Consider the following 14,882-nt stretch of genomic DNA (forward strand, 5'->3'; position numbering starts at 1 on the left):
ATCCCTGACTCAGGCCGGCTGCGGGGCCCGCTTACAGATCGCGGCCAGAGCCCTGACCCATGACTCATGGGTATTCAGACAGGGCACAAGCACCAGATCCTCACCACCCGCGGCAACGAACTGCTCCTTGCCGCGCTGACCGATTTCTTCCAGAGTCTCGATGCAGTCGGCAACAAACGCCGGACACATCACCAGCAGTTTCTTGACGCCCTGCGCGGCCAGCTCGTCCAGACGCGCCTCGGTATAGGGCTCGATCCACTTGGCCCGTCCCAGGCGTGACTGGAACGCCACCGACCACTGCTGAGGCGCCAGCCCCGTGCGCTCTGCAAAACCCTCACTGACCCGGTAGCACTGGGCCCGGTAGCAGCTGTCCAGCACTGCCCCCGTGGCTTTCTGGCAACAGTCGGCGCCCTTCAGGCAATGACTGCCCGTGAGATCGGTCTTGTGCAGATGGCGCTCCGGCAGACCGTGATAGCTCATCAGCAAGTGATCGAACCCCTGCTGCAGATAGGGACGCGCGCTCTCGGCCAGCGCATCCAGATACTCCGGCTGGTCGTAGAACGGCGCAACGATGGACAGTTCCAGGGGTAACTGGTGCGCAGCAATCACCCGCTGTGCCTCCACCAGCGCCGTGGTCGTGGTGCTGTCGGCAAACTGTGGGTACAGGGGAGCAAAGGTCACCTGGCGAATACCCTGGACAGCCAGGCGCTTGAGGCTCGACTCAATGGACGGCTCGCCATAGCGCATCGCCAGCTCCACCGGGCCCTGCGACCAGTGCGGTTTGATCGCTTCGCACAGCTGGCGGCTGAGCACTACCAGCGGCGAGCCCTCCTCCCACCAGATCGACTGGTAGGCATGGGCCGAGGCCGCCGGGCGCTTGATCAGAATCAGCGACACCAGCAGACGGCGCACCGGCCAAGGCAGATCAATGACATAGGGATCCATCAGGAACTGGTTGAGGTAGCGCCTCACATCGGCCACCTCGGTGGAAGCCGGCGAACCCAGATTGACCAGCAACAACGCCTGTTGAGTCATGCAATTTCCTAATTCAGTGATGGCCCGAGGAGATCATCCAGGGCACTGTCCAGATCGGCAAACGAAAACCTGAAGCCCGCTTCCAGCAGGCGCCGCGGCACCGCGCGCTGCCCCCCCAGCAGCAGCACCGACAACTCGCCCAAGCCGACACGCAGAAGCAAACCCGGCAGTGGCAGGACGGCCGGACGGTGCAACACATGCCCCAGTGCCTGGGCAAAAGCCTTGTTACGTACCAGCTGCGGCGCGCAGGCATTATAAGGACCGCGCGCCTGCGGGTGGTGCAAGAGAAAATCGATCAGGGCGATTTCATCCTGCAGATGTATCCATGGCATCCACTGCCGGCCCGATCCGATCGGCCCGCCTAGGCCAAGGCGAAACGGCGGCAGCAGGCGCTGCAGGAAACCGCCGTCGGCCGCCAGCACCAGACCGGTTCGCAGCAGCACCACGCGCAGGCCCAGCGCTTCAGCCCGCAACGCGGTTTCCTCCCAGGCCCCACAGAGCTGGCTGGCGAAGTCCTCGCTGACTGGTGAATGCTGCTCATCCAGCTCCCGCTCGCCACCATCGCCGTACCACCCCACCGCCGAGCCTGACAGCAGAACCTGCGGCCGCTGCGGCAGAGCCTCCAGCCAGGCCAGCAGTTGCTCGGTCAGCTGAATCCGGCTGGCCCACAGCAACGCCTTACGTTTGCGCGTCCAGGGCCGGTCGGCAATCGGCGCTCCGGCCAGGTTGACCACCGTATCCGGCACGTCCTGATCCAGTTCACGCAGCTCGGCAATCCCGCGCACCGCACTGCCGCACAGCGCCGGGATACGCTCAGGCGTGCGACTCCACACCGTCAGACGATGGCCGGCCGCCAGCCAGTGACGGCACAGCGCCCGGCCAATCAACCCGCTACCACCGGTCAGCAAGATATGCATGGCATCCTCCTCGCATGGCGTGAACTGGCACTAGTCTGAGTATTGACGCCCCTGTGTCTCTTGCCAGGCACGACGGCGTCATTACTGGAAGGCAGCCACCTGAGCCGCAAATTCCTGTACATTAAATACGAATTGTACAGGTAGCGTCTAAACAATTCGCTTGGACGACAGATTGCGAGGTCATTCATGAACACCCCAATCGCCATCATCGGCACCGGAATTGCCGGGCTGTCAGCGGCTCAGGCCCTGAGTGCAGCTGGCTTGCCGGTCGTGCTTTTCGACAAGAGCCGCGGCAGCGGCGGACGCATGGCCAGCAAGCGCAGCGATGCCGGCTCGCTTGATCTGGGTGCACAGTATTTCACCGCCCGCGACCGTCGCTTCGCCGAAGCCGTGCAGCAGTGGCGTCAGCACGGCTGGGTCGATAGCTGGCACCCCGCGCTGTATCAATCGCGCAACGGAGCGCTCGCGCTGTCCGCTGACGAGCAGGAGCGCTGGACGGCCACGCCGCGGATGAGCGCCCTGACCCGTGCCCTGCTGGGCGGTCATCAGGTCCACTTCAGCTGCCGCATCAGCGAGGTATTCCGCGGCGAGCAGCACTGGACCCTGCTGGACACCGAAGGCAACAACCACGGCCCCTTCAGCCATGTGATAGTGGCCACACCGGCCCCACAGGCCAGTACCCTGCTGAGCGCCGCGCCCAAGCTGGCGGCGGTTGCCGCCAGCGTGCCGATGGAACCGACCTGGGCCGTGGCGCTTGGCTTTGCCCAGCCACTGGAAACCCCGTTACAGGCCTGCTTTGTCGAAGACAGCCCGCTGCAGTGGCTGGCGCGCAACAACAGCAAGCCCGGCCGCCAGCACCCGCTGGATTGCTGGGTCCTGCACGCCACCAGCGGCTGGACGCGCCAGCATGTCGACAGCAGCAAGGAGGCGGTGGTTGATCAACTGCGCGGCGCCTTTGCCGAACTGATCGGCTGCGCGGTACCCGCCCCCAGCCTGAGTCTCGCCCATCGCTGGCTCTATGCCCGCCCGACTCAGGCCCATGAGTGGGGCGCCCTGGCCGACAGCGATCTGGGGATATATGCCTGCGGGGACTGGTGCCTATCCGGCCGTGTCGAAGGTGCCTGGCTGAGCGGCCAGGAGGCCGCACGCAAGTTGCTGGAGCAACGGTGAAAACGACCATCAACCGCTTCAATCCGGAAAAGCTGCTGCTCTCCAAATGGACCGCGCGCCAGCCGCAGAACCGCGAAAAGCACTTTCTGGTCTGCGAGCTGCTGCGTAGCGAGGAAGGTGAACTGCTGCAGGTGGAATTGCAGGCGGTGCTGAGCCGGCGCAGCGAGCTGATTGACTGGCGTGATTTACGCGACAGCGAACGCTGGCAAATCGGCTGGAAGTGATCAGTCCTGCTTCGGTGACGGAACCTGCATGGGCTCTTCCTGAGCCTGCAGTTGCCGCCAGAGTTCAGCCGCATCGCTGAACTCGGTGCCGGCCCCGGCGTTCAGCGCATCCAGATCATAACGGCTCAGACATCCCTCCCCCAGGGTGGCAGGCGCCTGTGCAGCGGCCTTGTCCAGAGGGCCGGCCATCAGTACACGACATCCGGTTGATGGCGGTCATGCTCGGCAAACTGGCGCATTGCCCGCAACACATCATGCCGGCTGATCTCGCCGACATAGCGCCCATCCTCAAGCACCGGTAGGCGGCGGCGATGCTGGCGACTAAAGCGTTCAGCCACATCGAGAATGCTGCTTTGCGCCGAAACGGTCTCGACCTCGACCGTCATACAACTACCAACCTGGCCGCCCGCCTCCTCGTGATAGAGGCCTGTCAGAATCGCACGCAGACAATCACCGTCAGACAGATAGCCGATCAAACAACCGTGCGAATCCAGTACCGCCAGCCCAGAGGTGCGATGATCGAGCATACGATCCACCGCCACGAAAACATCCTGCTCGGCGCGTAAGGTCGGCAAATGGGTCGACATATAGTCCCGGACCTTGAGCGACTTGAGCATGATGCACCTCCACGTAGAAACGGGCCGGCGTCAGTCGAACACCACCGTCTTGTTATCGTGTACCAGCACACGATCCTCCAAGTGATAGCGCAGGCCACGCGACAGCGCCATTTTCTCGACGTCCTTACCCAGACGAACCATATCCTCGATGCTGTCGCGATGGGTCACACGCACCACGTCCTGCTCGATGATCGGCCCGGCGTCCAGCTCATCGGTCACATAGTGACAGGTGGCACCGATCAGCTTGACCCCGCGCAACGAAGCCTGGTGATAGGGCTTGGCACCGACGAAGGACGGCAGGAAGCTGTGGTGAATGTTGATGACACGCTGCGCATAGTCGCGACACAGTGACGGCGGGAGAATCTGCATGTAACGCGCCAGCACCACACAATCGGCGGCATGCTCGCCGATCAGACGACTGACCTCGTCGAAGGCCGGCTGCTTGTTCTGCGGATCAACCGGAACATGGAAATACGGGATGCCATGCCACTCGACCATGCTGCGCAGGTCGTTATGGTTGGAGATCACGCAGGGAATCTCGCAATCCAGCTCACCACTGTGCCAGCGGTGCAGCAGGTCAGCCAGGCAGTGCGATTCCTTGCTGGCCATCAGCACCACGCGCTTCTGTACCGCCGAATCGGTCACCCGCCACTGCATGGCGAACTCCTTGGCAATCGGTGCAAAGGCCTGTCGAAAACCATCCAGATCGAACGGCAGCGAGTCAGCACGAATTTCGTGACGCATGAAGAACCAGCCACTCTGATTATCCGAGTGATGACTGGCCTCGGTAATCCAGCCGTTATAGGTGGCAAGAAAGTTACTGACCTTGGCGACAATACCCACGCGATCAGGACAGGCAATCACCAAACGAAAAGTGCGCATGCACAAACTCCAGACTCATCAGCAAGGCGGCCATTCTAGCCAGCCCCGGAATTTTGTGCAGCACCGTTCTCGGATAATTCCTGCAACATTAATTTCTGTTAATACGACATTAACTTCATGCGAGCTCTATAAAAGTTGATGTAAGGAATTTACAGAGCACTAAAGCCTGACTACCATGCATAACACTTGACCACCCTCCATCTAATCATTAGGTGCATACATGTCGCTGATCAATGAATACCGCGCTACCGAAGAAGCCATCAAAGAACTGCAAGAGCGTCTGAAGAGCCTGTCGCAAGACGACAAACTGCAAAAAGAACTGGAGTTTGAAGGCAAACTGCGTGGCCTGATGGCTGAATACCAGAAGTCGCTGCGCGACATTATCGCCCTGCTCGACCCGGAATCCCGCAGCAGCAAGGCGCCGCGCGCCGCTAAGGCAACTGGCAGCAAGCGCGCACGCAAGGTCAAGCAATACAAAAACCCCAACACTGGCGAAGTGATTGAAACCAAAGGCGGCAATCACAAGACTCTGAAAGAGTGGAAAGCCAAGTGGGGCAATGACACCGTGGAAGGCTGGATGACCCTGCTGGGTTAATTCACCGCCGCAGCAAAACGCCAGCCTATGCTGGCGTTTTTTATGCCTGCTAATAAATCAGGCAGAAACCAATTGCCGGGCATACTCGCGCCAGGCTGCCAATAACTGCTGTTGCTCCGGAGCACAGTCCGCCCAGAGTTTTTCGACTGTCTGTTCAAATTCGGCATAGAGCAAGGGTGCACCCAACTCTGGTTGCTGCAGACGAGCCAGGCAGAACTGCCGCCACTGTTCACTCTCCGCCGCACTCAGGGTGTGGGGAAAGTTACGCGCACGATAACGGAACAATAGCTCCGGTAAACGCACATCACCGAAAGGCCAGACTTCGCTGGCCAACTGCTCGGCACTGGCCTGACGCACACGCTCACACAAACGACGGTCACGGTCGCCAATAAAACCGTCATAGAGTTGCTGTTCGGGATCTTCACTGGCAGCAAACTCACTACCGGCATATACCTGCGGTAACTTGTCCAGCCATATCGCCTGCTGCTCACGCAGCAGTTCACGACGCTGCTGATAAAGCGCCATATCCAACGCCAGTCGCTGCTGATCCTGCTCGCGCAGGACAGAGAGGGGCGCCAGCACCGGACAGCGGTTGATATGCACCAGCTTCAGCGGCACCGGCAACTCGCCTACCGCCAGATCATCACGCCGGGTATACAGGCGCTGGCGCAACGCCTCACCATCGAGTTCCAGCAGCGGCGCGGGATCAGCCTGCAGATCACAGACGATCAGGGCATTGCGGTTGGTCGGATGCCAGGCCAGCGGCAGCACGACCGACAGATAACTGCGCTCGCCGGCAAAGCGACCGGACACATGCACCAGCGGCTCCAGCAGGCGAATCTGCTTCTGCACCTCATGCTTGCTGCGCAGCTTGTAGATGAAGTCATACAGCTTGGGTTGCCGCTCACGCACCAGCCGCGCCAGGGCAATGGTGGCGCGCACATCGGACAGCGCATCGTGGGCCTGGCCATGCTCCAGGCCATTGGCCTGGGTCAGCAGCTCCAGACGCAGGCTGACACGGCCATCGACCAGCGGCCATTCGATACCCTCGGGGCGAAGCGCATAAGCACAGCGCAGCAGATCGATCAGATCCCAGCGACTGTTACCACCCTGCCACTCACGACCATAGGGATCGTAGAAGTTGCGGTAGAGGCTGTAGCGCGTCACCTCATCATCAAAGCGCAGGCTGTTGTAACCGGCCGTGCAGGTTCCCGGCACCACCATCTCGGCATGCAGACGGGCCATGAACTCGGCCTCCGGCAGGCCGCGCTCGGCAATCACCTGCGGGCCGATCCCGGTGACCAGGCAGGCCTGCGGATGGGGCAGGATGTCTGGAGATAAGCGGCAGTAGAGATTCAGCGGCTCGCCGATTTCATTGAGATTCTCATCGGTACGAATGCCGGCTACCTGCATCGGCCGGTCGCAGCGGGGGTTGATCCCGGTGGTTTCAAAGTCGTACCAGAACAGACTTGCAGTCACAGTGGCTCCTTATGGCCCGAGACCTGGGCGGCGAGGCGGCAGTCTAGCAGGCCGCATAACCCGCACCTAAACCTGACCGGATGCACAAACCCGTGAACAGCACTTGCCGACGCCGGCAAGCCGCCACTAGCATGCAGGCTTCCCTCAACCAAGGATGGTCATCATGAGCGACACCCTCGCGCAAAACCCTTACGCCGCTCCCAGCAGCGCCCTGCAGGAACAGCACAACAGCCAGGTACCGAGCATCGAAGAAGCGCTCAGCCGTGGTTATGACTTCAGCATCGGCGGCCTGATCAGCGAGTCCTGGGGACTGCTCAAAGGTACCAAGGGCATCATCCTGGGCGGTTTCATCGTCTTCTACATCGCCATGTTCGTCATTGCCTTCGTCCTTGGCATGGGTACAGCCCTGCTCGGCCTGGCAGGCGGAGAAGACAGTATGGGCATGATGATCACCAGCCAGATCGTCAGCACTCTGGTGATCACGGTACTGACCTACCCCTTCATGGCCGGTCTGATGATGATCGGCATTCGCCGTGCCGCGGGCCAGCCACTGAGTTTCAACGAGATTTTCAGCCACTTCGGCCGCGCCGTACCGCTGATCATCACCGCACTGGTCATGACTCTGCTGGTGTACTTGGGCATGCTTCTGCTACTGATCCCCGGTATCTACCTGAGCATTGCCTACCTGCTGGCCATCCCGCTGGTGGTCGAGCGCGGCCTGTCGCCCTGGCAGGCGCTGGAAGCCTCGCGCAAGGCCATCAGCCAGCACTGGTTCAAGGTCTTCGGCCTGTTCTTTGTGCTCATGCTGATCATGCTGCTGAGCATGATCCCGCTTGGCATCGGCCTGATCTGGACCCTGCCACTGATGATCGTGACCATCGGCGTGCTGTACCGCACCATCTTCGGCGTGCTGCCACTCTCCAACTAATCGCCGGCGGGCCGCAAGGCCCGCTTGTCCTCCCGCCCGCGGCTGGCTAGCATCGGGTTTTCGCCAAAAGCAGTGCCCATGTCGCCTTCCCTTCCGCCCACGCTGCCCACCTCCATGTTGCTGGACAACCGCCATCACGTGGAAACCCCGGAAGGTATCGACCTGCTGTTGCGTCCGGCCGGCGTCATCCCGCGCGCACTGGCCTTCACCCTCGACCTGCTCATCCGTGGCGCCCTGCTGCTGGTGCTCGGTCTGGTGCTGAGCCTGCTGGGCAACCTTGGCAATGGCCTGCTGCTGATCGTGATGTTTCTGGTCAACTGGTGGTACATGGTGCTGTTCGAGGTGCTCAATCAGGGGCGCTCGCCCGGCAAGCAAATGCTCGGCCTACGCGTGGTACATGACGACGGCACCCCCATCAGTTGGGGCACATCACTGCTGCGCAACCTGCTGCGCTTCGTCGACATGCTGCCCTTTGCCTACTGTCTGGGTCTGCTGAGCAGCCTGGCCCACCCTGCCTTCAAACGCCTGGGCGATATCGCCGCCGGCACCCTGGTGGTGTATCGCGAACAGGCCGAACCCCGGCCCAATCTGCCGGATGCCGAACCCGAGCGCCCACCGATGCGCCTTGATCTGCAGGAGCAACGCGCCATCCTGGCCTTTGCCGAACGCGCCGGCAGCCTCTCTCAGGCGCGCCGTGAAGAACTTGCCGGCCTCCTGGCCGAACCGTTGCAAGTGCTGCCGGAACAGGCCGAGGCACGCCTCAATGGCATCGCCCGCGGCTTGCTGGGGGCGTCATGAAACAGCAGCAGTTCGAACAGCAATGGCAGGATGACTGGGTCCAGTTCGAGCAGCGCCTGCTGCAACTGGAGCGGCGCAAGACCGAAGATCAGGGACAGAACAGTTACTGCGCGGAATACCGCCGTGTCTGCCAGCACCTGGCTCTGGCTCAGGAACGCGGCTACAGCAGCCACCTGATCGAGCGCCTGCAGCAACTGGCCCAGCGCGGTCACCAGCAGCTCTATCGTCAGCACAGCCACCTGGGCGGCCAGTTGCTGGCCTTCCTCTTCAATGGTCTGCCGCAGACCATCCGCCAGCAGTGGCGCAGCATCGCCGTGGCCAGCCTGCTGTTCTACGGCAGCCTGATCGGCATGGGCGTGCTGGTCTATCTGTTCCCCGAACTGGTCTACAGCGTGGTTGACCCGGAGCAGGTCGAGCAGATGGAGTCGATGTATGACCCGGAAGCCCGCCGACTCGGCCACTTCAGCGAACGCAACTCCGGCGATGACTGGCAGATGTTCGGCTTCTACATCATGAACAACATAGGCATCGCCTTTCAGACCTTCGCCAGCGGCCTGCTGTTCGGTCTGGGCAGCTTGTTCTTCCTGTTTTTCAACGGTCTGATGATCGGCGCCGTGGCCGGTCACCTGAGCGAAATCGGCTACGGCTCGACCTTCTGGTCGTTCGTCATCGGTCATGGTGCCTTTGAGCTGACCGCCATCACCTTCGCCGGAGCCGCCGGTCTCCAGCTGGGCTGGGCGCTGCTCGCCCCCGGCCGGCACAGCCGCAGCGAAGCCCTGCGTCTGGCCGCCACAGAAGCGGTGAAGCTGGTCGCCGGAGTGATCCTGTTCCTGCTGATTGCCGCCTTCATCGAGGCCTACTGGTCATCGATGACCTACACCAGCGCCCAGGTCAAACTGGTGGTGGGCGCAGCCCTGTGGCTGCTGGTGGCCAGCTACTGCATCTTTGCGGGGCGTCAGCATGCGCCTGACTGACGCCAGCGTCGCCATCCGCCCGCGCAGCGCCTGGGAGGCGCTCGACCTCGGCACCCTGCTGGCGCGCCGGCATGCGCCACTGCTGATGGCCAGCTGGGCAATGCTGACCCTGCCGCTGTTTGCGCTGCTCAGCCTGATGCTGTGGCAACACCCCAGCTGGGCACTGTTTCTGTTCTGGTGGCTGAAACCGCTGTACGAGCGCCTGCCCCTGCACATCCTCTCTCACGCCCTGTTTGGCGATACGCCAGGGCTCAAGGCCAGCCTGCGCGCTATGCCCCGCCTGCTGCGCCCGCAACTGCTGGCCAGCCTGACCTGGCGCCGCTTCAGCCCGACGCGCAGTTTCGACCTGCCGGTCCTGCAGCTCGAAGGTCTCGGCGGCAAGGCACGCAGCCAGCGCCTGATCGTCCTCGGTCAGCGCGATGGCAGTGCCGCCACCTGGCTCACGGTGGTTGGCGTGCATATCGAAAGCGCGCTGACCCTCGGCCTGCTGGCCCTGCTCTACCTGCTGATTCCGCAGCAACTGCAGATCGACCTGGACTGGAAACAACTGATCGCCCCCGACGATGGCGAGGGTCTGTGGCTGGAGCATCTGAGCAACCTGCTCTATGCCCTGGTGCTGGTGGTCTGGGAACCGATCTACGTGGCCTGTGGCTTCACCCTCTACCTCAACCGACGCACCGCTCTGGAAGCCTGGGACATCGAGCTGGTATTCCGCCGCCTGCGCCAGCGCCTGACCGGCGTGGCCTATGCCCTGCTGCTCGGCTGCGGCCTGCTGCTCAGCCAGCTGCCGCAAACCGCCATGGCCGCCGAAAGCAGGCAATGCCCGGTGCCGCGTCTGGACAGCTTCGGCCCCAATGCCGAGCGCCTGCTCAATCAGCCGCTGACCAGCCAGGCCGCCAACCAGGCCATTACCCAACTGCTCGATCAGCCGCCCTTCAGCCACCGGGAAACCGTCACCGAGTGGCGCTTTGGCGAAGAAGCGCCGGACAAGCCTGAAAGCGAGGGTGATGCCAAGGCCTTTATGGAACTGCTGGAAGCATTCGCCAAGCTGGTGAAGCTCTGGGACAGCCTGGATACCATCGCGCTGATCTTTGAAGTGCTGCTCTGGTCAGCGCTGCTGCTTATCATGGCGCTGCTGCTGTGGCGCTACCGTGAATGGCTGCAGACCTTTGCCGGCCGCCTTAATCTGCCCCGCCGCCATCGCGAAGTGGCACCCACGCAGCTGTTCGGTCTGGAAGTGGCGCCGGAAAGTCTGCCGGCGGATGTCGCCAGCAGTGTCGAAGCGCTGTGGGACAGCCAGCCTCGCGAAGCCCTGGGATTGCTCTACCGTGCCCTGCTGTCACGCCTGCTGCATGAGTTCCGCCTGCCCCTGAAAAGCTCGCACACCGAAGGCGAAGTGCTGCAGCTCATCCAGGGGCTTGAGCAGGATGCCCTCAGCCAGTTCAGCAGCGTACTGACTCGGCACTGGCAGAACCTGGCCTACGGCCACCGTCTGCCGCCGGCCAAACTCAAACCTGCCCTGTGCGATGCCTGGCGCCGGCTGTTCCCCCATGCGGAGGCTCGCCCATGAGTCGCCGTGCGCTGTTCATTCTCGGCTGCGCACTGTTGCTTGGCGGCGGCCTGCTTGTCATCTACCTGCTGCAACAGCTGCAGCCCTACGACAAGCTGATCAATCACGGCCCCGCCCCGGAGGCACGGGCCAACCCCTATCTGGCCGCGGAACTGTTCCTCCGTCAGCAGAAGCTGCAAGTGCAGCGCGCCGATGGCCTGGACGAGTTGAAAACCCTGCCCAGTAACGGTCACACCCTCATTATGCTGGGCAGCCGTAACCGCATGACGCCCGGACAAAGCAGGCGCGTGCTGGAGTGGACAGCCAAGGGCGGGCACCTGATCTTCGTTGCCGAGGAAATCTGGGACGAAGACAAGCAGCGCAGCGGTGACCTGATGCTCGACCAGCTCGGCATCCAGCAGTTGCTCAGCGAAGACCTCGATCAGCAGGACGACAGCGAGAGCGCTGAAGATGCTGAAGATGCCCAGCAAGCTGTGCCTCGCCAGCGCCTGCGCAAGCCGGCACGCTCACCGGAGCATGACTACCCGCAACTGACCAAGCTCTATCTGGAAAACGAAAAAGCGCCGGCCTACCTGGACTTCGATACCGACTTCCACCTGTACGACAGCCAGAACCGCGCTCACGCCTGGGCCAACAGCGACGGCGCCACACACATGCTGCAGCTCAGCCACGGCGACGGTCTGGTCACCGTCCTGACCGATGCCTGGCTGTGGCAGAACGACGAAATCGGCGAGTACGACCATGCCTGGCTGCTCTGGTACCTGACCCAGGACACCGCCGTGACGCTGCTTTACCGCGCCGACCGCGACGACCTGCTCAGCCTGCTGCTGCGCAACTTTCCGCTGGCGCTGGCCACACTGGCCCTGCTGATCCTCTTCGGTCTCTGGCATGTCGGCCTGCGCCACGGCCCTCTGGCCGAAGTTGCCAGCCGCAGCCGCCGCCAACTGGAAGAGCATCTGCGCGCCAGCGCCGCCTTCCTGCTCCGCCACCATGGTCAGGCCCACCTGCTGCAAAGCCTGCAACGCGACATTCAGCGCCGCGCACGGCGCCGCCATCCCGGCTTCGAACGCCTGCCGGTGGCCGAACAATGGCGTGTACTGGGACAACTGACACGCCTGCCCGCCAGCGCCGTGGCCAAGGCCATGCGGCCGGCACAGCCGACACAACGCTCCGCCAGTGAATTCACCCGCCAGGTCGCGCACCTGCAAACCCTCAGGAATGCCCTATGAGCGAAGATATCCAGCCACAACCTGTCGCCGAAGAGCCCGCCGCCACGCCGGTAGCCGACAGCGCCGACACGACGCCCCCTGCCGCTCCGGCAGCACCTGCGCCTGCACCAGCGCCGGCAGCCCAGGCGACTCCGGCAGCGGCGGTGAGCGCCGGCAATGCCCAGCGCCAACGCGCCAGTCAGTTGGCCCAGGCCCTGCGCCTGGAGCTGAAGAAGGCAGTGGTCGGCCAGAGCGCGGTGATCGACGATGTACTCACCGCCCTGCTGGCCGGCGGCCATGTGCTCCTTGAAGGCGTTCCCGGACTGGGCAAGACGCTGCTGGTCAGAGCCCTGGCCAAGTGCTTTGGCGGCGAGTTCGCGCGCATCCAGTTCACCCCCGACCTGATGCCCAGCGACGTCACCGGTCACGCCGTGTATGACCTGGCCAGCGAGCAGTTCAAACTGCGCAAGGGCCCGGTATTCACCCACCTGCTGCTGGCCGACGAAATCAACCGCGCGCCGGCCAAGACCCAGGCCGCCCTGCTGGAAGTGATGCAGGAGCGCCAGGTCACTCTGGAGGGCCGCCCGCTGCCGGTGCCGCAACCCTTCCTGGTACTGGCGACGCAGAACCCCATCGAGCAGGAAGGCACCTACCCGCTGCCGGAAGCCGAGCTCGACCGTTTCATGCTCAAGCTGCGCATGGACTACCCGGAAGCCGACGAAGAGCTGGAGCTGGTGCGTCAGGTCACCCGCTCGGCCAAGGCCGACATGCTGGAGGTGGCCAGCCTGCGCACCCTGTTGCAGCCACGCGACGTGCTGGCCCTGCAGAAGATCGCCAGCGAACTGGCCTGCGACCAGCAGGTGCTCGACTACGCCGTGCGTCTGGCCCGCGCCACCCGCACCTGGCCGGGCCTGGCCCTAGGCGCCGGGCCACGCGCTTCCATCGCACTGGTGCGTGGTGCCCGCGCCCGCGCCCTGCTGCGCGGCGGCGACTTCGTCATTCCGGATGACGTCAAGGCCTGCGCCCTGGCGGTGCTGCGCCACCGCGTGCGCCTGGCACCGGAGCTGGATATCGAAGGCCTGTCGGTGGATCAGGTGCTGCAACAGCTGATCGAACAGATTCCGGCGCCACGGATGTAAGCCCCGGATGAAACCCTCGCGTCTGCTGCTCGCTCTGCTCGCCATCCAGTTCGCCCTGGCCATCGGTCTTGGCACCCTGGAGGCGCTGGCTATTGGCTACCCGCGCCAACTGCACGCCCTGAGCTGGGGCCTGCTGCTGTGCCTGCTGGCGATTGCCGGCGTGGACGCCCTGTGGCTACGGCGCCTGCCGACTCCCGAGGTGCGGCGTCAGCTGCCGGGTAACCTGCCGCTGGGCCGCTGGAGCGAAGTGCGTCTGACCCTGCATCACCGCTTCGAGCGGCCGCTGGCCATCGAGCTGTTCGATCATGTGCCGGCCGGCATGCAGTTCGACGCCCTGCCGCAGCGCATTGCCCTGCACCCGGGCGAACACACCGAGTGCGGTTACCGCCTGCGCCCGACCCGCCGCGGTCATTTCCTGTTCCAGCGCTGCGAATTGCTGCTGCCCAGCCCGCTCGGCCTGTGGCAGGCCCGGCGTTACCTGCCGATAAGCGGTGAAACCCGCGTTTACCCGGACTTTGCCCGCGTCTACGGCGGTCAGCTGATGGCAGTGGACGACTGGCTCAGCCAGCTCGGTGTGCGCCAGCGGCCACGCCGCGGCCTGGGTCTGGAGTTTCACCAGCTGCGCGAGTTCCGCGATGGCGACACCCTGCGCCAGATCGATTGGAAGGCCACTGCCCGCAAACGTACGCCAATCGCCCGCGAGTATCAGGACGAGCGGGACCAGCAGATCATCTTCCTGCTCGACTGCGGCCGGCGCATGCGCAGCCAGGATGGTGATCTGGCTCATTTCGACCACGCCCTCAACGCCTGCCTGCTGCTGGCCTATGTCGCGCTGCGCCAGGGCGATGCGGTGGGGCTGGCAACCTTCGCCAGCGACCAGCCGCGTTTCATTGCCCCGGCCAAGGGCCAGGCCCAGATCGGCCATCTGCTCAACGGCGTGTACGACCTGCAGAGCACCCAACGCCCGGCCGACTATGCCGCCGCCGTCGACCAGTTGCTGGCCCGGCAGCGCCGCCGCGCCCTGGTGGTGCTGGTGACCAACCTGCGCGACGAGGATGACAGCGAGCTGCTCGGTGCCTGCAAGCGCATCGCCCGACAGCACCGCCTGCTGATCACCAGCCTGCGTGAAGAGGTCCTCGACCGGCTGCGCCAGCAACCGGTACAGAATTATCAGGATGCCATCGGCTACTGCGGCACCCTCGACTACCTGCAGGCCCGCGACGCCCTGCACGAACGCCTGCAGGCGCACAATCTGCCGGTGCTCGACGCCCGCCCCGGCGAGCTGGGGCCGCAGCTGGTGAGCCAGTATCTGGCGTGGAAAAAGCCGGCGTCCTTTGACGCTCTAG

15 protein-coding genes and 1 pseudogene are annotated in these 14,882 nt (G+C 63.5%); 10 read left to right on the forward strand and 6 right to left on the reverse strand.

The window, feature by feature from the left end; translation table 11 throughout:
• Positions 1-9: 9 nt before the first annotated feature.
• Together hemH and CK486_RS07010 are read right to left on the reverse strand one after the other, a co-directional pair.
• Positions 10-1,035: a ferrochelatase gene (gene hemH / locus CK486_RS07005; RefSeq protein WP_095939562.1), complete on the reverse strand. Its 1,026-nt coding sequence runs from the start codon at positions 1,033-1,035 to the stop codon at positions 10-12.
• 8 nt (positions 1,036-1,043) lie between these two features.
• A complete protein-coding gene (locus CK486_RS07010; protein ID WP_095939563.1) occupies positions 1,044-1,952 on the reverse strand; it encodes a TIGR01777 family oxidoreductase in 909 nt (302 codons plus the stop codon).
• A 186-nt stretch (positions 1,953-2,138) separates the two neighbouring features.
• On the opposite strand from CK486_RS07010, the gene CK486_RS07015 reads away from it, so the two are divergent.
• Complete coding sequence (locus CK486_RS07015; protein WP_095939564.1) at positions 2,139-3,122, forward strand: NAD(P)/FAD-dependent oxidoreductase; 984 nt, start codon at positions 2,139-2,141, stop codon at positions 3,120-3,122.
• Positions 3,123-3,130: 8 nt separating this feature from the next.
• The gene (locus tag CK486_RS07020) at positions 3,131-3,346 is read left to right on the forward strand and encodes a TIGR02450 family Trp-rich protein (protein ID WP_095939625.1); all 216 of its coding nucleotides are present in this window, start codon (positions 3,131-3,133) and stop codon (positions 3,344-3,346) included.
• On the opposite strand, the gene CK486_RS07025 is transcribed toward CK486_RS07020, so the two are convergent.
• From CK486_RS07025 to purU, 3 genes are read right to left on the reverse strand one after another with little or no spacing between them, the layout of a single operon-like run.
• Positions 3,347-3,535 carry a hypothetical protein gene (locus tag CK486_RS07025; RefSeq protein ID WP_095939565.1) on the reverse strand — a complete coding sequence of 63 codons (189 nt, stop codon included), beginning with the start codon at positions 3,533-3,535 and terminating at the stop codon, positions 3,347-3,349.
• Entirely contained in the window at positions 3,535-3,963 is a 429-nt protein-coding gene (locus CK486_RS07030; protein ID WP_095939566.1) for a CBS domain-containing protein, read from the reverse strand. The genes CK486_RS07025 and CK486_RS07030 overlap by 1 nt, the downstream gene beginning before the upstream one ends.
• Before the next feature lie 30 nt (positions 3,964-3,993).
• Complete coding sequence (purU, locus tag CK486_RS07035; RefSeq protein ID WP_095939567.1) at positions 3,994-4,845, reverse strand: formyltetrahydrofolate deformylase; 852 nt, start codon at positions 4,843-4,845, stop codon at positions 3,994-3,996.
• Between the two features lie 220 nt (positions 4,846-5,065).
• On the opposite strand from purU, the gene mvaT reads away from it, so the two are divergent.
• On the forward strand, positions 5,066-5,440 hold the full coding sequence (gene mvaT / locus CK486_RS07040; RefSeq protein ID WP_095939568.1) for a histone-like nucleoid-structuring protein MvaT: 375 nt from the start codon (positions 5,066-5,068) through the stop codon (positions 5,438-5,440).
• A gap of 57 nt (positions 5,441-5,497) precedes the next feature.
• Here mvaT and sbcB read toward each other — a convergent pair whose 3' ends face one another.
• The gene (gene sbcB / locus CK486_RS07045; RefSeq protein ID WP_095939569.1) at positions 5,498-6,919 is read right to left on the reverse strand and encodes an exodeoxyribonuclease I; all 1,422 of its coding nucleotides are present in this window, start codon (positions 6,917-6,919) and stop codon (positions 5,498-5,500) included.
• A 163-nt stretch (positions 6,920-7,082) separates the two neighbouring features.
• On the opposite strand from sbcB, the gene CK486_RS07050 reads away from it, so the two are divergent.
• From CK486_RS07050 to CK486_RS07080, 7 genes and pseudogenes are all read left to right on the forward strand, one after another.
• Positions 7,083-7,847: a hypothetical protein gene (locus CK486_RS07050; RefSeq protein WP_095939570.1), complete on the forward strand. Its 765-nt coding sequence runs from the start codon at positions 7,083-7,085 to the stop codon at positions 7,845-7,847.
• 78 nt (positions 7,848-7,925) lie between these two features.
• The gene (locus CK486_RS07055) at positions 7,926-8,645 is read left to right on the forward strand and encodes an RDD family protein (protein ID WP_095939571.1); all 720 of its coding nucleotides are present in this window, start codon (positions 7,926-7,928) and stop codon (positions 8,643-8,645) included.
• Positions 8,642-9,619, forward strand: a complete 978-nt coding sequence (locus CK486_RS07060; protein WP_095939572.1) for a stage II sporulation protein M — start codon at positions 8,642-8,644, stop codon at positions 9,617-9,619. The genes CK486_RS07055 and CK486_RS07060 overlap by 4 nt, the downstream gene beginning before the upstream one ends.
• On the forward strand, positions 9,606-11,189 hold the full coding sequence (locus CK486_RS07065; RefSeq protein ID WP_095939573.1) for a DUF4129 domain-containing protein: 1,584 nt from the start codon (positions 9,606-9,608) through the stop codon (positions 11,187-11,189). Before CK486_RS07060 ends, CK486_RS07065 begins: the two co-directional genes overlap by 14 nt.
• The gene (locus CK486_RS07070; RefSeq protein WP_095939574.1) at positions 11,186-12,418 is read left to right on the forward strand and encodes a DUF4350 domain-containing protein; all 1,233 of its coding nucleotides are present in this window, start codon (positions 11,186-11,188) and stop codon (positions 12,416-12,418) included. Before CK486_RS07065 ends, CK486_RS07070 begins: the two co-directional genes overlap by 4 nt.
• Positions 12,415-13,536 (forward strand): MoxR family ATPase, encoded by a 1,122-nt coding sequence (locus CK486_RS07075; protein ID WP_095939575.1) that lies wholly within the window; start codon positions 12,415-12,417, stop codon positions 13,534-13,536. Before CK486_RS07070 ends, CK486_RS07075 begins: the two co-directional genes overlap by 4 nt.
• Positions 13,537-13,543: 7 nt before the next feature.
• Positions 13,544-14,860 (forward strand): annotated as a pseudogene (locus CK486_RS07080) (DUF58 domain-containing protein); the annotation flags it as partial.
• Positions 14,861-14,882 lie beyond the last annotated feature (22 nt).

Source organism: Pseudomonas sp. HAR-UPW-AIA-41 (assembly GCF_002304225.1).
Classification (GTDB): domain Bacteria; phylum Pseudomonadota; class Gammaproteobacteria; order Pseudomonadales; family Pseudomonadaceae; genus Aquipseudomonas.